This window comes from Brucella cytisi (genome assembly GCF_038433355.1).
GTDB classification, from domain to species: domain Bacteria; phylum Pseudomonadota; class Alphaproteobacteria; order Rhizobiales; family Rhizobiaceae; genus Brucella; species Brucella cytisi.
Window position 1 is genome coordinate 249,755 of record NZ_JBCAUP010000010.1, and the last position, 19,819, is coordinate 269,573.

A 19,819-nucleotide genomic window follows, 5' to 3' on the forward strand; every position below is an offset into this window, starting at 1 on the left:
GTCACCTGTAAATCGACCTGCATTTACTCTGTCAAACTGCGTGCTTCGGACGGCAGCATGATAGGTATTCCGCCCCGGACGGGATAGGCAAGCTTCGCCTTGCGCGAGATCAGTTCGGCATGTTCCGCATCATACTCCAAGGGCCCCTTTGTAAGCGGGCATACGAGGAGTTCCAGCAGTCGAACATCGATATTTCCGGTTTCCGTCTTGTCGTCCATTGGCTTATTCCTGAGATCTATTGCAGCCGCGATCCGAAATCGTCGTCCTTTACTCTGGCCAATACCATTTCGGTAATGGCAATCAAAGTTGCTGCACGCGTCTTCAAATCGGGGGCCTCCAGAAGGGCCTGTTTTTCTGCCGGACCGAAAGGCGACATGATGGAGAGCGCATTGACGAGGGTTTCATTGTTTGCCCGCGTGATACTATCCCAGTCCGCTTCCAGATTGTGCGCTTCCAGATAATCGCGGAAAGCCCCCAGCAAAGCGTCCCGGTCAATTTCCGACGAATCCCGCGCCTCTTCCAGATCAGCCAGAAACGGCATGATCCGGCATTGCCGGTAAGGCTGACGGCAATTGACTTCTTCCCGCACGCGAAACCGACAGATGCCCTGCAGGGTAATCAGCAGGCGACCGTCGCCCGTTTCGGCAAAGGTTGTGATGCGGCCAAGACAGCCGACACTGCTCAATTGCGGGCGAAGGCTTTCATCCAGCTCATTGATTGTTTCGTCATCATCGCCGTCGATTTTCGGCTGGATCATGCCGATGATGCGTTTACCCGCCAAGGCATTCTCGACCATCGCCAGATAGCGCGGCTCAAAAATATTGAGCGGAAGCTGGCCACCGGGCAGAAGCAGCGCCCCCTTCAACGGGAAAACCGGCACGGTCTCGGGTATATCAGCACCCGTTCTGTAACGGGCATTGCCCACCTGCATTGCAACCTCCCTTTAGGACGCACCAAACATGCGCCCTAACAGTTGGAATCCCGACCGCTCGCGATCAGGAAAACAGAAGCGACGACAGTTTGCGCCGCGCACCGAGCGTCGCCGGATCGGCATTGCCCCATGCTTCGAAAAACTGAAGAAGCTGCTTGCGTGCGCCGTCTTCGTTCCACTCGCGATCAGACTTCATGATGAAAAGCAGCTCATTGGCCGCATCTACACGCCGCCCCTGTGCATTACGCACCTGAGCAAGGTCAAACCGGGCCTGATAATCCTTCGGATCAGCCTGAATTCGCTTTTCAAGCGCAATCGGATCACCAATGAGCTTGACCTGATCAGCCAATGCAAGACGCGCTTCCAATGCCCGAACGGCAGGTGCATTCTGCTTGTCAGCGGGAAGCTGGGCGAGAAGTTCGCGCGCCTTTTCCGCATCGCCGGATTCCAGAAGGCAGGTCGCAAGACCGACAATCGCATCGACATTATCCGGGACGGCATGAAGAATGGACGAGAAAATCTCCGATGCCTGAACGAAATCACCAGCTTCGACCAGTTCATTTGCGGCAGTGACGGCTTCGGCAAGCGCCGCTTCCGCGTCGCTCGGTCCGCCGATCTTGGCGATGAATTCCTTCACCTTCGATTCCGGCACAGCCCCCATGAAACCATCGACCGGCTGACCGTTGACGAAAGCAATGACCGCCGGAATGGATTGAATCCCGAGCTGACCAGCGATGGCAGGATGATCATCGATATTCATCTTGACCAGTTTGACAGCGCCACCAGCGTCCCGCACGGCCTTTTCAATGATCGGTGTGAGCTGCTTACAAGGTCCGCACCACGGCGCCCAGAAATCCACCAGCACCGGCTGATTGCGGGATTCGGTAATGACGTCCGCCTGAAAACTTGCCGTCGTCGTATCCTTGACGAGCTCCGCGCCTCCAGTAGCGGTCGGCGCCGAACCGAAAGAGACATTTGCCGTCATCTGGCCACCTGCACCGGCATAAGGATTGTTCTGGCTACTCATAGGAAATTCCTTCGTATTTTCCGACCGATGCGATGCTCCGCATATAAGCCGGTGTCGTTCTTTCAGTTCGTATCTTCGAAAGCCAATTTCAAGACGGTCATTTCAGCAAGTTGCGCTGTAACTTAGCGCTCCGGCCTTCCACTTCAATCGCCAATTGCTATGTGCAAGAAAGCCGCCCGTTTTGAAAATCAGTTTATACCGAAGTGTCTGCTTTCGCACCTTCGGAAACGGCCAGAACACGCGGTTCATGGCCGGTGGACTTGAGGAAAGCGACAAGGTCTTCGCGCTTGATGGAAGTCGTGGCTTCATTGGTCAATGGATGGCCGTTGATGACGTCATACTTCATCAAATCGGCATCAAGAACGACCTGCACATTGTGTGCAGTATCGTTGACCGCGCCAAACACGGTGACTGCGCCCGGAAACACACCCAGATATTCCATCAGCTTTTCCGGCTTGCCAAACGAAACACGGCTTGCAGCGCCTAGCAGTTGATGAATCGACTTCAGATCGACCACCGCATCCTCTTCGACTGTCACGAGAAAGAAATTGTCTTTCTTGTCTTTCAGGAAGAGATTTTTCGTATGGCCACCCGGAATTTCACCACGCAGGCTTTGGGAATCCGAGACTGTGAACAAGGGAGGATGTTCGACAGTTTTTACTTCGATACCGAGTTTCTGAAGATAGTCGTGAAGCTCGCTCGGCGACAAAGGCATGATTCCACCCATTCTGTTCGGCATTGAAAATATTGCGCATGTCGTCACGCTCCTCACGCTTCGGCGACTTGCAACAGCGCTTATAGACCATGGATACATGCTTAGAAACCATGCAAAGCAAATTGGAATGTTCGCGCGAAACGCAACTGCGCTGACTCACACCTCCGACAGCCGATTCCGTTATCCGTGGAAGCGCGTTTTCCTTGTTTTAACGAAGAACCACAGTCGAGAATACGGCGCATAATCTGAAAAATGCAACATTTACAAATAGTTACAATTTAACCGGCAGTTAAATTCGCTGAAACGGCATTTTCCTGTAATTTCCCTGTTGCAATCTCCGGGGTGTTAGTTCATATAGCGCCTGCCTGACGGAAACGACTGGCGCGAGCGGGTGTAGCTCAGGGGTAGAGCACAACCTTGCCAAGGTTGGGGTCGAGGGTTCGAATCCCTTCGCCCGCTCCAGTTTTCCGTTAAGTACAGGCAACAAAATCCTGGCTTTGTCCGGGATTTTTGCTTTTTCAGACGCCTTCCATCTGCGAAGAGCTATTGCTCACCAAAGCGGTTACCACAAGGTCACGATTTCAGCCGACCGTTGATTTCAGGTCGGCTGAGTCCATGGCTTGCAGATATTCGGAGACATTCAAGTCACCACGTTTTCTTCGTAGGTCTTCTTCACTCCGGGCACACAGAGGCAAGCCGGCACGATCAGCACCGCGATAAGCATCATTGCTACAAATGTTGCGTGCAGCGCATGTTGAAGCGCCAGCCGAAGCTCCTGCTGGTCAATCAACATCTCCGCGCCATTCAACAGGTCCCGAAGTTGGTCTGACGTAATCGCTTCGCCATGATTGGCGTTGGCAAGGCCATAGGTCAGCACCGCACCGAGAATGGCTGCTCCGAGCGTGCTGCCTAAATTGCGCGAGAAGACGTTCGATGCCGTGGCGCTGCCGCGCTCCGACCAACTCACGCTATCCTGTGTCAGGATGAGCGCCCCGATATTGAGCAGCCCCATGCCAAACCCCATGATCAGAGAACCGGTTCCGGCCAGTGTGGCGGAACTTGACGGGCTCAGCATGACAAGCAGAGAGGTGCCAATCGGAATGCAGATGCTTCCGGCGATCATGATCGGGCGCAATCCGAACCGCGTAAACTGCCGCGATGCAATCGTGGCCCCGCACGGCCAGCCCAGCAGCAACATGGTCAAGGCGAAGCCCGCGACCACAGGAGAACGGTCGAGAACTGTCTGCACATACATCGGCAGGAATGTCGTCAACCCCATGATCGACATGCTGGCCAGAAAAACCGCCAGATTGGAGAAAGCGATAGGACGTTTCAGCCACAGGTCTGGTGCGACCATGGGCTCCTTTGCGCGACGTTCCTGCCAGATGAACGCAATCAGTGAAAGAGCAAAGAGAATGAACGCCAGAATTCCTTCGAGCGAAACTGCACTCTCCATCAGGGTGAGCGCAATCATCAGGGAGGAAATGGAGACGGCAAAAAGTGCTGCGCCGAGCACATCGATCGATACCGGCTTTGTCCGCTTCTCTTCATGCAGGAAGAGAAGAAAGCCCGATGCCGCCAGAATACCGACCGGCACATTGATCCAGAACACCCAGGCCCAACTCAGATTGTGAATAATCAGGCTGCCAAGCAGCGGACCGACAACGGCTGACAGTGCCCAGACACTGGCAAGATATCCCTGAACCTTGCTGCGCTGTGCTCCAGGGAAAAGATCGGCCACCACGGTCATGGCCGCAGGCTGGATCGCCCCTGCCCCAATGCCCTGCAATAGCCGGAAAACAATCATCGACGGCATCGACCATGCGAAACCGGCCAGTACAGAAGCCGTCAGGAACAGCGCAATACCAAAAACAAGAACCGGTTTGCGCCCGTAGATGTCGGCTAGCTTGCCAAACACGACGGTCGTTGCTGTCTGGGTCAAAAGAAATGAGGAGAAAACCCAGGAATAGAGATTGAGCTGACCCAGCTGCGCCGCGATCTGTGGCATTGCGGTTGACACAATCGTTGCCTCGACGGCGATCATGGCCATGCTTGCCATAATCGCGGCAACAACAAGCCCGCGATGAGAATGTTTTTCTGTCATGGATTGCCTTCAGACCGGAACCGGTCATCGTTGAGGGAAGCCTCCTCGCCTCCGACGTGTTTCTTAGACCCGCTCGACCACCATCGCAATAGGTTGCCCGTCCCGGCGAGCACACATTGTTGCTACCTCAAGACCATCAGGCTCACTCAATCGACGGAAATGATCTGGCTGCTTGTTTTAGCGCACAACTTATCGGAAAACCGCTTCACGCTTTTCACAAACACCTAACCTCTTGGAGAATGACCATGACAAACAACGCAACGCCCTATTTTCTGGAGGATACGGACGAAAGCGAAATCTCTTCTGATGTTGCAGGCATCGGCAATTTCCTAGTGACCACCCATGTTCCCATCCGGGCAGATGGTTCCATGGAAACCGGCGACATAACCGCTCAGAGCGAATGCACGCTGAATAGTCTCAAAGCATCGCTCGAAAAGGCGGGGAGCAGTCTGGCAAATGTTTTTCACCTGACGATCTACCTGACCGACATCAATGAACGCCCGGCTTTTAACGAAGTCTATCTGCGCTTTTTCAAAAAGCCGTTTCCGGTTCGTTGCGCCGTGGGCGTTGCAGGCCTCGCCACCCCGGAAATGCGGGTCGAAGTCACTGCAATGGCTGTGCGAAATCAATAATTTACGCCACGAGCGATCAGCCGATTTCATGCGCCATCGCGGGGCTTCTCATTCGGGCGGCCCCGGCGCCACATTCGGCTGACCTTATATCCTGCAAAAATTGCATATCATCATACGCTAATTTCATAAGCTACTTATCCGGGCCGCCTAGCCGTTGCTTCCAGGTTTATGCAATGCTCATGCATCAGACCTGAGGAGGGGTTCGATAAAATGAAAAAAATCATAACGATAATGGGTGTCGCAGGCGCCATTCTGGCGACTGGTTTCTCTGCTTTTGCAGGCGAAACGCTGGATCGCGTCATGGAAAAAAAGGCCATGGTCGTCGCAACCAATGCAGGCTGGCCACCCCAAAGCTTTCTGGATGATTCCAACAAGCTCGTGGGCTTCGACGTGGATGTGGCCAACGAGATTGGCAAACGTCTTGGCGTCACCGTTTCCTTCGAGACGCCGGACTGGGCGACATTGACCGGTGGGCGCTGGCAGGGCCGTTACGACGTTGGCGTTGGGTCGGTGACCCCGACCAAGGCGCGCGCCAAGGTCATCGATTTTGCCGGGGTCTACTATTACAGCCCCTATGTCTATGTCGTGCACAAGGATAGCGAGGCGAAATCGGTCGCCGATCTCAAAGGCAAAGTCATTGGCGTAGAAACGGCAACGACGTCGGAAGATTTCGCGCGTCGGCAGTTGGAAATCGACGCGCCCGGCCTTCCCCCGATCGAGTACAAGCTGGAACCCGGTGAAATTCGCACCTTCGCGGATTCCATGCTGCCATTCGACGATCTGAGACTGGGTGACGGCGTTCGCATCGATGCGATCATCGCGCCGGAACAGACCGCGCAGAACGCCATCAAGAACGGCTATCCGGTGAAGATTCTTGAGGGCGAATATGCCTTCCGTGAACCGCTCGTGGTCATCGCGGAAAAGAACGATCCGGAATGGACCGCCAAGATTGGCGAAATCATCCAGCAGATGAAGTCTGACGGCACTTTGGCTACACTCACTGCAAAGTGGTACGGCAAAGACTACAGCGCCGACTGACATTATCCTTAGATCAATATCGAAATGAGCCATCGTGAAGGTGGCTCATCCGATATGCTTTTCCTGGTGTTGCGATGACTTATCCGGCCACTTATTACAGCCAAACAAAGGCGGACGATTTCGCGCGTCCAACGCTTGAACGCGAAACAACAGCAGATGTCGCAGTGATTGGCGGCGGACTTGCAGGCTTGTCGGCCGCATTGCAGATGTCGCGAGCGGGCAAGAAAGTCGTTGTCCTGGAAGCTGAGAGCATCGGTTTCGGTGCATCCGGGCGCAATGGCGGGTTTGTCAGCCCCGGCTTTGCCTCAGGCGGCGATGAAATTGCTGCCCGGGCTGGCAGGTCTGTTGCCAAGACACTGCATCAATTATCGATTGAAGGTGTCGAATTCGTTCGACAGAACATCGACACGCTGAAGATTGAAGAAGCACAACTCATTCCTGGCATTCTGAACGTACGCCGGTATGACGACGGTGAGAGTCTGAAACATTATGCCGAGGCGCTTCAGCGCGATTATGGCTACAGAATAGATTTTCACGCAACGGCTGAAACGCGCAATATTCTGAAGTCCAAGCGCTATTTCCAATCGGTCTACGATCCCAATGCGTTTCATATCCATCCGCTGAACTATCTACGGGCGCTCGGACGCGAGATCGAGCGGCTCGGCGGGCGGATTTTCGAGCATAGCCGCGTAGTCCAGTTGCTCGACCACAAGGACGGCAAGCTGGTCAAAACAAATCAGGGACAAGTCAAGGCAGGCGCAGTGCTGATCACCACCGGTGGTTATACGGACGGCCTGGTGGGTCAGATCAGGCGGGCCTATCTGCCAATTGCGACCTATGTGATGGTGAGTGAAGAAGCACCCGAACTGATCGCATCGGCCATCCGAACCACGTCCGCAATTGGTGATAATCGTCGTGCTGGCGACTACTACCGCGTGATCGACGGTGGTCGCAGACTTTTATGGGGTGGACGCATCACGACACGAGCAGCCGACACACCCGGCGTGGTGCGCGAGTTGCGCAATGAAATGGTGGGGACTTATCCTCAACTTGCTTCACTGAAGACGGAGTTGGCATGGTCGGGCCTGATGTCCTACGCCAGACACCTGATGCCGCAGATCGGTCAGTTGGACCGCGCCACATGGTACTGCACCGCCTTCGGTGGCCATGGGCTGAACACAACCGCCATCGGCGGTAAAGTCGTCGCCGAAGCCATTTGCGGACAAAGTGACCGCTACAAGCTCTTCGAAAAATTCGGGCTGGTCTGGGCCGGAGGCGCTGCAGGTCTTGCTGCCGCCCAGCTAACCTATTGGAAATTGCAGATGCAGGATTGGCTTGCGGAGCGAAAAGCAAGCTGACAGGGGAGAGAACATGCTCGGGAGGTTTTTTCTGACGCGGCCCGAGGCCGCCAAACGCACTGTCCAGATAGCTTTTTTTGTTATCCTGACGGCACTCTTCTGTTTTATGAATATCCGGTTCTCCGGCATAACAAACTGGCTTGGTATCGACCCCAAAGTCGCGAAAGCCGATTTCACCAAAGCGACGCTGATCTCCTCGATACTGCTTAGCGCTATCATCTTCGCCAATTGGAGTTTCCTGAGACTTTTCCCACGCTGGGCACAGATCACGGCAATATGGCTGGAACTGTTCCTGCTGCTGATGATCTTCTTCTATTCTTTCGATCTCTCATTTGAATTCATCGCAAGAAAGATCGGATTTCTGATCAGCCAGGGTGTCGTCACGACGCTTTATATTTCCGCTGCCTCGATATTCTTCGCAACCATTCTGGCGTTGATTGGTGCGGTGGCCAAACTTTCAAAGAATGGCCTCGTCTATGGTCTGGCGACGTTCTACACCTCGCTCTTCCGCGGCCTGCCGTTGCTGATGCAGATCTACATTATCTACCTTGGACTGCCGCAGGTGGGCTATGTCATCGGACCTATCCCTGCCGGCATTCTGGCGCTGTCCTTATGCTACGGCGCCTATATGACCGAGATCTTCCGTGCGGGCATCGAGAGCATTCCACGTGGGCAACAGGAAGGCGCATTCGCGCTCGGCCTCGGCCCTTCGCAGACCATGTGGCTGGTCATTCTTCCGCAGGCAATGCGCATCATCATTCCGCCAACCGGCAACCAGTTCATCGCGATGCTCAAGGACTCGTCGCTGGTCTCCGTCATCGGCGTTTGGGAACTCATGTATCTTGCCCGTACGCAGGGTCAGACCGAGTTCCGACATATCGAAATGCTCATCACCGCTTCGATGATCTATTGGGCACTGTCCATAGTTCTGGAATATGGACAGGCCAAACTCGAAGCTCGCTTCAAGCGTTCCATCGCGCGTTAAGCGCGATGGAAACCCACTTTTCATGCAGTCGCCCGCAAGGGATGACATCCTGAACAATGACAAGCAGAGCGACCATGGACAAGCGTCACGAAATTCTGTTCGAGCCGATCAAGATTGGCCCCGTCACGACGAAGAACCGCTTCTATCAGGTTCCGCATTGTAGCGGCATGGGACATCGTTATCCCGAGCACGACCTGCGGCTGCGTGAGATGAAGGCAGAGGGCGGTTGGGGTGTGGTTTCCACACAGGAAACCGAAATCCATCCAACATCGGATATCACGCCTTCCAATCAGGGGCGCATATGGGACGAGAAGGATGCCGACCGCCTTCAAAAGCTGACCGACGCTGTTCATCAGCATGGTAGTCTCGCTGCAATCCAGCTCGTGCATAACGGCATCCATGTCTCCAACCGTCTGACCAGACTGGCGCCTCTTGGCCCCATGGACATGATTGTCGATGTGGAGGATCCGGTTCAAGCGAGAGCGATGGACAAGGCCGACATTGCGCGGTTTCGCAAGTGGCATCGCGATGCAGCACTGCGCGCCAAGCGGGCCGGTTTCGATATTGTCTATGTCTATGCAGGCCATGACATGACCTTGCTGCAGCATTTTCTGCTGCAACGTTACAACACCCGCACGGACGAATATGGCGGGTCGTTCGAGAACCGATTGCGTTTGTTTCGTGAAGTGCTGGCGGATACGCGCGACGCTGTCGGTGACAAATGCGCGATTGCCGTGCGCTTTGCGGTTGAGGAATTTCTGGGTGATCAGGGCATCCAGCACGATGGAGAAGGGCGGGACGTCATTGCCGCTCTCGCCGACGAGCCGGATCTTTGGGATGTGAACCTGTCCGGCTGGTCCAACGACAGCCAGACATCCCGCTTTTCACAGGAGGGGTTTCAGGAGCCTTATATCTCCTTTGTGAAATCGCTCACCAGCAAACCGGTCGTTGGTGTCGGTCGTTATACATCGCCGGACACGATGGTACACGCCATCCGCTCCGGCGTTCTCGATCTTATCGGCGCTGCACGCCCATCGATTGCCGACCCATTTCTGCCCGAGAAAATTCGGAGCGGTCGCGCCGATGACATTCGCGAATGCATCGGCTGCAATATCTGCACCGCCAGCGACAACATCGTTGCACCATTGCGCTGCACCCAAAACCCGACAATTGGCGAAGAAGCCCGCAAGGGTTGGCACCCTGAAAAAATCGGCAAATTACAGACCACCGAGAAAGTTCTGGTGGTGGGTGGTGGACCCGCTGGTCTGGAAGCTGCCCGCGCCATGGCCGAGCGCGGCGCAGAAGTCATCATCGCTGAAAAAAACACCTGTTGGGGCGGGCGTGTGACGGAGGAAGCGGCCCTCCCCGGTCTGGCAAGCTGGGCGCGTGTTCGCGATTGGCGGATGACGCAATTGCAGCGTGCGACCAATGTGGAGATGTATCTCGACAGCCATCTGGATGCCGATGAGATTCTAACCTACGGAATTGCAAACGTGGTGCTGGCAACCGGCGCGCACTGGCGCACGGATGCCGTGGGCCGTTCCCACCGACAACCTCTGCAAACACTGGATGGTCACACATTGAGTGTCGACACCATTCTCAAAGACAAAACATCCCTTGATGATTGTCGCGGACCTTTGGTGATATTCGATGATGATCGTTACTATCTCGGCTCTGTACTGGCCGAGTTGGCCGTGAGCCGCGACATTCATACGACATTGGTAACACCAGCGCCGATTGTGGCTCCCTGGAGTGAACACACACTCGAACAGTCGAAGATTCAAACGAGATTGATAGAACTGGGCGTCGCGATAATCCCGCTGCACAAGCTCGCCAAACAAACCGCCGACAACCTGTCCGTCGCATGTGTTTATTCCGGCAGGGAAACCGAAATTCCATGTGGCACACTGGTGCCTGTAACCAGCCGTCATCCCGACAAAAGCCTGTCGGCTGCACTGGAAGCGCGCCGAAATGAATGGCAGGACGCTGGTATAAAATCCGTCACCTCAATTGGTGACTGTTATGCACCATCGATCATCGCCGCTGCGGTTTATAGCGGCCATTCCTATGCGCGCAGTTTTGGCGCACCAGCCGAAGAAAATATGGACGTTTATCGATAGACCCGGATCGCTGAGGCCCGTCCGCGTATCATTCAATAAAAATCGGCGCTGGATACCAGCGCCGATCTATCATCTGGAGTGCGTCCTGACTATCGCCGCCATCTCAGCGACATGCACGATAGGCCCGCGTCGATCCGACCGATTTCCCCGGTCTTCAGGGCAACCACCTCGTAGCCCTTCTTATCAAGCAGATCGATTGTACGGGGATAATCAGCACCGACAAAGACAACATCGTTGACCCTCAGTGCATTGGCGGCGGCCTCCTCACCTTCCGGCGTCACGATTTCACGCAAGCCTCTGAAAAAGCCCGAACCCGCCAGCCTGTGCGTGGCAAGCACGGTCTCCTCATCAAGCAGCGAGCAGTCAGTCTTGAAATGCAAAACGCCCTTCGGTGTTTCGACAATCTCCGCAGCATGACCGAGGGTTGCAAGTGCTGCACGAAGCCCCTCGGCGCCGCTTTTGTCTGTACGCGCTGACAGGCCAATCATCACCGCCGACGGTGTGACAAGAACGTCCCCACCATCCGCAAAGCCCGGAGATGGAAGCAGCACCACCCTCTCAAAAAGAGAGCGCAGAACCGGCTCGATTTCCGCCGTCTCGCCGACACGCGTAGGCGCACCGGGACGCAGCAGAACAGCACCTTCGTGAAACACGAGTGCCGGGTCTTCGACAAAGATCGAATCCGGAAATTCCTCCATTGGGGGAAGCACGGTTACTTCCACACCTGCCTGCCGCAAGGCCTGCACATAGGCTTCGTGTTCTTCCTTGACGCCCTCATAGGTCGGGTTGCCCCGGTCATCGGCGCGCAAACCATTAATGACGGATCGTCCCGGTGTCCGGACGATGGCAGAATTGAATTCATAAACGGCGGTCATGGGCTCACTCGGGTTTAAGATAGGCTTCAGCAAGCTCGGTCCAGAAGGCCGCGCCGATGGGGATCAGATCATCATTGAAATCATAAGATGGATGGTGGAGCTGGAAGTCATTCTCTCCCTTGCCCCCACCCAAAAAGAAATAGGTGCCGGGCCGCTCGACAAGCATATAGGCGAAGTCCTCGCTGCCCATAAACGGGCGCTCCAGCTCAATCACATTCGTCGCGCCAAACGATTTCAGCGCCAGATTGCGCGCGAAATCCGTTTCAGCGGTATGATTGATCGTCGCGTCGTAGCTCCGCAGATAATCGACTTCCGCAGTCAGCCCAAAGCTCTCTGCTTGATAGGCCGCAACACGTTTGATCCGCTCTTCAATCTGATCGCGAATGACGGGCGAAAAGGTGCGGATACCGACGACAATTTCCGCCGACGACGGAATGATGTTGCTAGCCGAGCCGCCATGAAAGGCGGCGACCGTCACAACCGCCGGGTCCAGCGCTGGCACGTTGCGCGACTTGATAGTCTGCAACGCCATCACGATGGAAGCGCCCGCCATTATGGGATCGGCGGTCTTTTCCGGCTCCGATCCGTGACCACCATAGCCTTTCACTTTGATCAGCGCCTCATCGACCGCAGCCATAATCGGTCCATCGCGAAAGGCAAACTTGCCAAGCGGGATGCCGGGATCATTGTGAAGGGCAAAAACAGCGTCACAAGGAAAGCGATCAAACAATCCTTCTTCGATCATAATCTTGGCCCCGCCGAAATTCTCTTCAGCCGGTTGAAAGATCAGATGAATGGTACCGTCGAAATTGCGCCGTTCGGCCAAGGCCTTGGCGGCGCCAAGCAACATGGTCGTATGGCCATCATGCCCGCAGGCATGCATCAGCCCCGGCGACTTGCTGGAATAGGGAAGACCTGTCTGCTCGTGGATCGGCAGCGCATCGATATCAGCGCGAATGCCGACCGACTTTCGGCTCGACCCGTTCGTCAAAGTGCCAATCACCCCGGTTTTTGCAAGCCCGCGTGTGACTTTGTACCCTAAAGCCTCAAGCTCCCGCGCCACAATCTCCGAGGTCCGTTTTTCCTCAAGACCAAGTTCGGGATGAGCATGGAGGTCACGTCGCAATGCCGTCAGCTCGGGCAGGTTGTTGCGAATAGCAGTCGAAAAATCGCGCATTCAAGCACCTCTTGTCGGAATTCGGTTCTCAAGACGCCGGAAGACCCAGACCAAGCCTGCGGTCAGTATCATGTAGATCAATGCCAGCAGAAGAAGCGGTTCATAGGTCAGGTAAGTGTCCTGCCGCACACGGGAGACGACGCCGTAAACATCGACCACGGTGATCGTTGCGACGAGCGGTGTCGACTTCAATTGCAGAACCGTTTCGCCGTTCAGCGTGGGCAACGCGCGATGGATGGCACGCGGCAGCCAGATGCGGCGAAACACTTTCCAGGGCGACATGCCAAAAGCACGCCCGGCCTGCAATTCGCCAGACGGCACGCCAGCGAAAGCACCACGCATGACCTCGCCCTCATAAGCCGCAAATGAGATCGTCAGTGCAGCAAGTCCATAGGGCCATGCTTCACGCAGATAAGGCCAGATAAAGGAACTGCGAATGCCGGGAATAGACGGGAACAGAGAACCAAGGCCGTAATAGAGCAGCCAGAGCTGCAACAGCAGAGGTGTGCCCCGGATGACAGTACAGAACGCCTTGGCTGGCCAGCTCAACCACCAGGGGCCAGTCACCTGAAGCAAGCCAAGCGGGAGCGCCAGCATGAATCCGAGAATGGCCGACCCAAACAGCATGAACAGGGTGACCAGAATGCCGGACCCCAGACGGGGCAGATATTGCGGCAGCCAGTCCCAGCGGCCAAAAATCACCGCCGAAGCAAACAGCGCGATTGCGATGACAATCAGCACGACGCGGTGCGGTTCAAGCCAGATTCTGGCGGAGGTTCGGTTTTCGTATATGGCTGAAGACGTGCTCATCTCAGTCAATCCGCGCAAAACCACGGCGCGAGCGCCGCTCAATCATGCCGATGAAGGCATTCGAAATCAGGGTAAGCCCGAGGTAAAGCACGCCAGCTGTCAAGAAGAACAGCAGATAGTGCTTGGTCGTGCCTGCCGCCTGTCGTGTTACCAGCGTCAATTCGCTGAACCCGACGACAGCCAGAAGCGCGGTGTCTTTGGTTGAGATAAGCCACAGATTGGCCAGGCCCGGTATGGCAAAGGGCAGCATAGCCGGTATCGTGATGCGTCGAAGCATCTTGGATGGAGGCATCCCGAAAGCGCGCGCTGCCTCGATCTGGCCGGGCGCAATCGCCTTGATGGCACCGCGCAGCACTTCCGTCGAGTAAGCGCCCTGCACCACCCCGATAACAAAAATACCAGCAGCGAGCCCACTAATATCCACTTTGCCATAGCCGAACACAGCGAGCATCTGGTTGAGCAAATCGGTGCCTGCGTAATACAGGATGAGGATCAGCACCAGCTCCGGCACGGCGCGCACCACGGTCGTGTAGACTTCCAGCAAATCGCGAATGATAGGGCCGCCATAGAGCTTGCCCAGCGCGCCAAACATGCCGATCAACAGACCGAGCGAATAACCGCCGACGGCAATTTGCAGCGTGTGCCAGAAGCCCTGCAGAAGCACGCCTCCCCACCCCGGCGGATTGAGAGCAAGCAAGCTCCAGTTGATCAGTGGTGCATCCATGGCCAGTCCCGTTCATGCTGAAATCAGAATAGGCCAGCCGACAGGATGCCGACTGGCCATCACGTTCACTGGCCGTAAATGTCGAAGTCGAAATATTTTTTCGTGAAAGTATCGTAGGTCCCGTTGGCACGGATTGCCTTGATTGCAGCGTTCAGCTTGTCTTTGAGTTCCGTATCGCCCTTGCGTAACCCGATCCCTACGCCCGGTCCCAGAACCTCAACGTCCTGCGCGACTGTACCCTTTTCCTCACAGCATGCCTTGCCGCTATCTGTAGCAAGGAACGCCCGCAGCGCCAGCGAATCCGCCTGTACAGCGTCGATGCGCCCGGCGGTGAGATCGTTATTGGCTTCGTCCTGCGTCTGATATTCCTTGATCGTCGCACCGCCGGGCGCGAAGTGCTTCATCGCGTAAGCCTGATGGATGGTCGAGACCTGCACGCCAATGGTCTTGTCCTTCAGCCCCTCCGGCGTCGCATCGAATTTGAGATCCTTGGTACCGATAACAATCGTCGGCGTATTGTAATACTTGTCCGAGAAATCGATCGTCTTGAGACGTTCGGGCGTCATCGACATGGAGCCGACAATCATGTCGATCTTGCTGGTGGTCAGCGCTGGAATGATGCCGTCCCAGGCGACGGGCGTGATCACACAATCAAGCTTGGCCTCTTTACAGACGGCATCGGCAAAATCAATTTCCCATCCCTGCCACTTCCCTGACGCGTCGGGTGACGTAAAGGGCGGATAGGGTTCGGCTGCGATACCGACCTTTACCTGTTCAGCATTCGCAACCGCGACGCCCGCGACAGCAAATGTTACACCGATACACAGACTTGTAAAAAGACGCTTCATTAGTACTTCTCCCATTCCCGTTTCAGTGCGTTGAACTAATGAATTTTTTCAGTCGTTCGGATTTAGGGTCCCCGAATACGTCTTCGGGAGACCCCTCTTCCTCGATCCTGCCATCATGTAAAAAGACAATGTGGTTCGCGACCTTGCGCGCAAATTTCATCTCGTGCGTAACGAGAATCATCGTGCGCTTTTCCTTGGCCAGATCTCCGATAACGGTGAGCACCTCGCCAACAAGCTCAGGGTCCAGCGCAGAGGTCGGTTCATCGAAAAGCATGACCAGCGGTTCTATCGCGAGCGCACGCGCAATCGCGGCGCGCTGCTGCTGGCCGCCGGACATGAAAGCTGGATAAACATCCCGCTTTTCATAGAGCCCAACGCGCTTCAGCAGCGTTTCGGCGCGATCTATCGCCTCGGCTTTCGGCACCCCCAGCACATGAACGGGCGCTTCGATCACATTCTCCAGAACAGTCATGTGCTGCCAGAGATTAAAGCTCTGGAAGACCATGCCAAGCCGTGTGCGAATGCGTTCGATCTGCTTTCTGTCAGTGGGAATCTGGCTGCCATTACCGCTGTTCTTCATGGCAATGGTTTCACCATGGATGGTAACCGCCCCCGAAGTCGGCAGTTCCAGCATGTTGATGCAGCGAAGAAATGTCGATTTGCCGGAGCCCGATCCGCCGATAAGTGCGATAACGTCGCCCTCGCGCGCCTTGAGTGAAACGCCTTTAAGCACCTCGAGATCACCGAAACGCTTGTGAAGGTCGACGACAGAGATCGCCTCTTCGCCCTGGCTCATGCGGCACGAACCTCCCTTGGCCCGGCCACCCAATCGGTTCGCCGAAAGCCACCTGGATATTGCTTGTTTATCAGCCACTTCGAAGTTCTTGTTCGACTTCTCAACAAGCGGCCAACGGTTCCCTTGACGCTGACTATACGCTTGAATAATTGTTATGCAAGTGCATAGTCACGCATCAAGGGAGGAGAAGATGACCGCATCGTTTCGACGTGCGCCAGACTTCGACCGTCGCACAGACATGATAGAGGCTACGCTCGATTGCATTGCCGATCTGGGGATACAGGCGACGACGGTGCGCGCTGTCGCGGCACGTGCCGGGGTCAGCAATGGACTCATCCGGCATCACTTCACATCGAAGGCCAACCTCATCGCCGCTGCCTACCGGCGTATGATTGAAATGATGACCGTGCCGGCGTTGAGTATTCTGGAATCGGACGGTGGCACGCCCCATGACCGGCTGACGCGTTTCGTCGCGGCCAGCCTTGGCGGAGCAGTGGCAGACCCGCGTATGCTTTCGCTCTGGGCGACTTTCGTCAGTCAGGTTCATCTCGATCCGGATCTGGAACGCGAGCATCGTGAAGGCTATCTCGCTTTTCGCCGGGCGACTGAGACCCTGATTGCGGAGGTCTTGTCGGCGGAAGGCCGCGAGCCAACTCCGCAGGCATGCCGACGCCTCGCCATCGCAGTCAACGCACTGATCGACGGCCTCTGGATCGAGGGCTGTCTCAGCGCGGACGAAATCGACGACACCATGCAAATCGGCATCGGACTAAGCTCCATCGGCGCCCTTCTTGGCATCGAGCTTCCCGCCGTGTCACCACTTCCGAGACATTGACATGCATTACGCTTCCATCACCGAAAGACTATCAGGACTGGGGTCGGACAAATGGCGTGTCCATGCGCGTGGCAGGGAACTGCGCGCGCTCGGCCATCCGGTTATCGAGTTCACGATTGGCGAACCCGACGTCGCGCCAGACCCCATGTTGCTGGAGGTGTGCAACAATGCCATGCGCGCCGGTCGCACCCGCTATTCGAACGGACGCGGCGAACCGGCAGTGCTGACGGCACTGGCCGCAAAATACTCAAAGCGCACTGGCCGCACCATCACCACCGACAACATCCTCTACTTTCCGGGCACCCAGACAGCGCTCTATGCAGTCCTGACCGGACTGGTCGAGGCCGGTGACAAGGTTCTCGTTCCAGACCCCTATTATGCGACCTATGAGGGCGTTGTGCGCGCGCCGGGAGCCGATATCGTTCCAGTGCCATTGCGGGCCGAAGACGGTTTTCATCTTCGCGCGGACATACTGGAAGCCGCAATTACGCCCGACTGCCGCGCGTTGCTCCTCAACAATCCGCACAACCCCACCGGCTCGGTGCTGACAAAACCCGAAATTGCCGCCATCGCCGAAGTGTGCCGTAAGCACAATCTCTGGATCATCTGCGATGAGGTGTATGAAGAGCTCACCTTCGGCGCAGCATTTGCTTCGCCGCTCGACATTCCAGAAATGGCTGATCGCGCAATCGTGGTGTCCTCCATATCCAAGTCGCATGCAGCACCCGGTTTTCGCGCGGGTTGGGCCATTGGATCGGAAGAGTTCTGCCAAAGATTGCTGCCGTTTTCCGAATCCATGCTTTTCGGCGGACAGCCTTTCATCGCCGACATGGTGGCTTATGCGCTGACCCACAATCTGTCGACATCTTCCGTCATGCGCGCCCAATACAAGGCCCGGTCGGAACTCGTCGTCAAACAATTGCGCGGTGTCGCAGGCATCAAGCCGCTCATGCCGGAATCTGGCATGTTCGTACTGCTGGATATTGGCGGCACTGGACTGAATGGCGAAGAATTCGCCAGCCGCCTGCTTGAAGAACACTATGTCTCGATGATGCCCGGCACGTCTTTTGGCCAGGTTGCGAAGGATCTGGTGCGCATGAGCGTTACCGTTCCCGAAGACCGGATTATCGAGGCTTGCGACCGCATTGCCCGTTTTGCCCGCGGCCTTAACCACAATGCGGAAAGTCTGGTGTCATGAGCAGCAAAACAACGGTCGGGCAGGCGTTGATTGAGCTTCTGGAAGCACATGACGTTGACACAGTATTTGGCATTCCGGGCGTGCATACGGCAGAGCTTTATCGTGGTCTGGCCGGGTCGGGCATTCGGCACGTCACGCCGCGCGACGAGCAGGATGCGGGTTTCATGGCGGATGGCTATGCGCGGGTGTCCGGCAAGCCCGGCGTTTGCCTGCTGATTACCGGCCCGGGATTGACCAACGCCATCACCCCCATGGCGCAGGCGCGCGCGGATTCCATCCCGATGCTGGTCATCTCCGGGGTCAATGCCCGCCATACGCTCGGACATTACCGGGGGCATCTGCACGAACTGCCCGATCAGTCCGCAACGATGCGAACAATCGCCTTGTCGTCAGAACGACTGGAACAACCCGGCGATCTGGTAGCACTGGTTGGCCGCGCCTTTGCCCGGATGAAATCGGGACGTCCCGGCCCTGTCCATATCGAAATTCCAACCGACCTCATGGAAGCTCCATTTGAAGGCGCACCACTGAAGCCGTTGGAAAAGGCTGCCGTCGCTTTCGACACTGACAAAATCAACGACGCAGCAACATTGTGTGCGGAAGCGCGGCGTCCTTTGATCCTCGCTGGCGGGGGCGCCAACCGCGCGTGTGACGCCATTTCCACCCTTGCACAAATGCTTGACGCACCGGTGGTCACCACAACGAACGCCCGTGGCTTGCTTGGTCGCCATCCCCTTATGGTGCAGGCAAGCCCGAGCCTGCCGCCGATCCGCCAATTGATCGCAGAGGCCGATCTTGTCATCGCCATTGGAACCCAGTTTGGGCCGACCGATTACGACATGTATGTGGACGGTGGTTTTGAACCGCCCGCCAGAATGATCCGCATTGATGTCGATCCCGATGCAGCTGCTACCAGCTATCCGGCCGCGCTCTCACTCACAGGCGACGCAGCCCTGATAGTGGAAGCGCTCGCGTCGTCCCTTCGTGATTTGTCTCACGCAGAGCGCGACGACGGAAAGGAACGCGCTTCTGTCGCAACGGAGGCAGCCTACCGCTCTCTTTCATCCAAAATGCAGGCATTGATCGAAGTTCTGGATACCATTCGCGACACGCTTCCCGGGAGCATTATCGTCGGGGATTCCACCCAGCTTGCCTATGCAGGCAATCTGTTCTTCGAAGCCGACGACCCGCGAAGCTGGTTCAATGCTTCAACCGGCTATGGTGCGCTCGGGTTTGGTCCTCCTGCCGCAGTCGGCGCCAGCCTTGCGCAGAGCGGCGCGTCTGTTGTCTGCCTTGTGGGCGATGGCGGCTTCCAGTTTTGTTTGGGCACGCTCGGCACTGCTGTGGATGAGAAAGCACCGGTGATTTTCGTGGTCTGGAACAATCACGGTTATCAGGAAATCGAAGATTACATGCTGTCCCGGGAGATAGAACCAGTTGGGGTGCGCCCGACAGCGCCCGATTTCGTCAAGCTCGCACAGGCCTATGGCATAGCGGGCGAACATATTCGGCTGACAAATGGCGACAATCAGGACGCGCTTCGTCCGGGCGCACTTGATCTTGCGCAGCTTGCCACAGCGCTGCGAACCGTCCGGGCGGTTGATGGACCTGCACTTATAGAAATAACAACGCCATAGGCCAGAGGG

The 19,819-nt window shown here is 56.2% G+C and carries 19 protein-coding genes and 1 tRNA gene; 9 read left to right on the forward strand and 11 right to left on the reverse strand.

Annotated features, from left to right (window positions below; genetic code table 11):
• Positions 1–23 precede the first annotated feature (23 nt).
• The 4 genes from AAE521_RS11530 to AAE521_RS11545 all read right to left on the reverse strand — a co-directional run bounded on the left by AAE521_RS11530 (position 24) and on the right by AAE521_RS11545 (position 2,673).
• Entirely contained in the window at positions 24–218 is a 195-nt protein-coding gene (locus AAE521_RS11530) for a Trm112 family protein (RefSeq protein WP_061347729.1), read from the reverse strand.
• Positions 219–235: 17 nt separating this feature from the next.
• The gene (locus AAE521_RS11535; protein ID WP_151558082.1) at positions 236–931 is read right to left on the reverse strand and encodes an LON peptidase substrate-binding domain-containing protein; all 696 of its coding nucleotides are present in this window, start codon (positions 929–931) and stop codon (positions 236–238) included.
• Positions 932–995: 64 nt separating this feature from the next.
• Positions 996–1,958, reverse strand: a complete 963-nt coding sequence (gene trxA, locus AAE521_RS11540; protein WP_342061371.1) for a thioredoxin — start codon at positions 1,956–1,958, stop codon at positions 996–998.
• A gap of 193 nt (positions 1,959–2,151) precedes the next feature.
• Complete coding sequence (locus AAE521_RS11545; RefSeq protein WP_151558086.1) at positions 2,152–2,673, reverse strand: prolyl-tRNA synthetase associated domain-containing protein; 522 nt, start codon at positions 2,671–2,673, stop codon at positions 2,152–2,154.
• A 387-nt stretch (positions 2,674–3,060) separates the two neighbouring features.
• On the opposite strand from AAE521_RS11545, the gene AAE521_RS11550 reads away from it, so the two are divergent.
• A tRNA-Gly gene (locus AAE521_RS11550) sits at positions 3,061–3,135 on the forward strand.
• 178 nt (positions 3,136–3,313) lie between these two features.
• On the opposite strand, the gene AAE521_RS11555 is transcribed toward AAE521_RS11550, so the two are convergent.
• Positions 3,314–4,777: an MDR family MFS transporter gene (locus AAE521_RS11555; RefSeq protein ID WP_151678233.1), complete on the reverse strand. Its 1,464-nt coding sequence runs from the start codon at positions 4,775–4,777 to the stop codon at positions 3,314–3,316.
• A gap of 245 nt (positions 4,778–5,022) precedes the next feature.
• On the opposite strand from AAE521_RS11555, the gene AAE521_RS11560 reads away from it, so the two are divergent.
• The 5 genes from AAE521_RS11560 (at position 5,023) to AAE521_RS11580 (ending at position 10,910) form a co-directional block, all read left to right on the forward strand.
• On the forward strand, positions 5,023–5,409 hold the full coding sequence (locus AAE521_RS11560; RefSeq protein WP_342061372.1) for a RidA family protein: 387 nt from the start codon (positions 5,023–5,025) through the stop codon (positions 5,407–5,409).
• A gap of 210 nt (positions 5,410–5,619) precedes the next feature.
• Positions 5,620–6,447, forward strand: coding sequence for a transporter substrate-binding domain-containing protein (locus tag AAE521_RS11565; RefSeq protein ID WP_061347723.1), 828 nt, complete (start codon positions 5,620–5,622; stop codon positions 6,445–6,447).
• Positions 6,448–6,521: 74 nt separating this feature from the next.
• The gene (locus AAE521_RS11570) at positions 6,522–7,805 is read left to right on the forward strand and encodes an NAD(P)/FAD-dependent oxidoreductase (protein WP_342061373.1); all 1,284 of its coding nucleotides are present in this window, start codon (positions 6,522–6,524) and stop codon (positions 7,803–7,805) included.
• A 13-nt stretch (positions 7,806–7,818) separates the two neighbouring features.
• Complete coding sequence (locus AAE521_RS11575) at positions 7,819–8,790, forward strand: amino acid ABC transporter permease (RefSeq protein ID WP_342061374.1); 972 nt, start codon at positions 7,819–7,821, stop codon at positions 8,788–8,790.
• Positions 8,791–8,864: 74 nt separating this feature from the next.
• On the forward strand, positions 8,865–10,910 hold the full coding sequence (locus AAE521_RS11580) for an oxidoreductase (RefSeq protein WP_342061375.1): 2,046 nt from the start codon (positions 8,865–8,867) through the stop codon (positions 10,908–10,910).
• Positions 10,911–10,999: 89 nt separating this feature from the next.
• Here AAE521_RS11580 and AAE521_RS11585 read toward each other — a convergent pair whose 3' ends face one another.
• The 6 genes from AAE521_RS11585 to AAE521_RS11610 all read right to left on the reverse strand — a co-directional run bounded on the left by AAE521_RS11585 (position 11,000) and on the right by AAE521_RS11610 (position 16,140).
• Complete coding sequence (locus AAE521_RS11585) at positions 11,000–11,785, reverse strand: dimethylarginine dimethylaminohydrolase family protein (RefSeq protein WP_342061376.1); 786 nt, start codon at positions 11,783–11,785, stop codon at positions 11,000–11,002.
• Between the two features lie 4 nt (positions 11,786–11,789).
• A complete protein-coding gene (locus tag AAE521_RS11590) occupies positions 11,790–12,962 on the reverse strand; it encodes a M20 aminoacylase family protein (protein WP_342061377.1) in 1,173 nt (390 codons plus the stop codon).
• Positions 12,963–13,772 carry an ABC transporter permease gene (locus AAE521_RS11595; RefSeq protein WP_280992566.1) on the reverse strand — a complete coding sequence of 270 codons (810 nt, stop codon included), beginning with the start codon at positions 13,770–13,772 and terminating at the stop codon, positions 12,963–12,965. It lies immediately after the preceding gene.
• A 1-nt stretch (position 13,773) separates the two neighbouring features.
• The gene (locus AAE521_RS11600) at positions 13,774–14,496 is read right to left on the reverse strand and encodes an ABC transporter permease (RefSeq protein ID WP_151653305.1); all 723 of its coding nucleotides are present in this window, start codon (positions 14,494–14,496) and stop codon (positions 13,774–13,776) included.
• A gap of 65 nt (positions 14,497–14,561) precedes the next feature.
• Positions 14,562–15,344, reverse strand: a complete 783-nt coding sequence (locus AAE521_RS11605) for a transporter substrate-binding domain-containing protein (protein ID WP_342061378.1) — start codon at positions 15,342–15,344, stop codon at positions 14,562–14,564.
• 22 nt (positions 15,345–15,366) lie between these two features.
• Positions 15,367–16,140, reverse strand: a complete 774-nt coding sequence (locus AAE521_RS11610; protein ID WP_342061379.1) for an ABC transporter ATP-binding protein — start codon at positions 16,138–16,140, stop codon at positions 15,367–15,369.
• 190 nt (positions 16,141–16,330) lie between these two features.
• Here AAE521_RS11610 and AAE521_RS11615 point away from each other — a divergent pair, with 190 nt between their 5' ends.
• The 3 genes from AAE521_RS11615 to AAE521_RS11625 are packed head-to-tail and all read left to right on the forward strand — an operon-like array spanning position 16,331 to position 19,810.
• Positions 16,331–16,975: a TetR family transcriptional regulator C-terminal domain-containing protein gene (locus tag AAE521_RS11615; RefSeq protein ID WP_342061380.1), complete on the forward strand. Its 645-nt coding sequence runs from the start codon at positions 16,331–16,333 to the stop codon at positions 16,973–16,975.
• A gap of 1 nt (position 16,976) precedes the next feature.
• A complete protein-coding gene (locus AAE521_RS11620; RefSeq protein ID WP_342061381.1) occupies positions 16,977–18,173 on the forward strand; it encodes a pyridoxal phosphate-dependent aminotransferase in 1,197 nt (398 codons plus the stop codon).
• Positions 18,170–19,810 carry a 5-guanidino-2-oxopentanoate decarboxylase gene (locus tag AAE521_RS11625; RefSeq protein ID WP_342061382.1) on the forward strand — a complete coding sequence of 547 codons (1,641 nt, stop codon included), beginning with the start codon at positions 18,170–18,172 and terminating at the stop codon, positions 19,808–19,810. Before AAE521_RS11620 ends, AAE521_RS11625 begins: the two co-directional genes overlap by 4 nt.
• Positions 19,811–19,819: the final 9 nt, after the last annotated feature.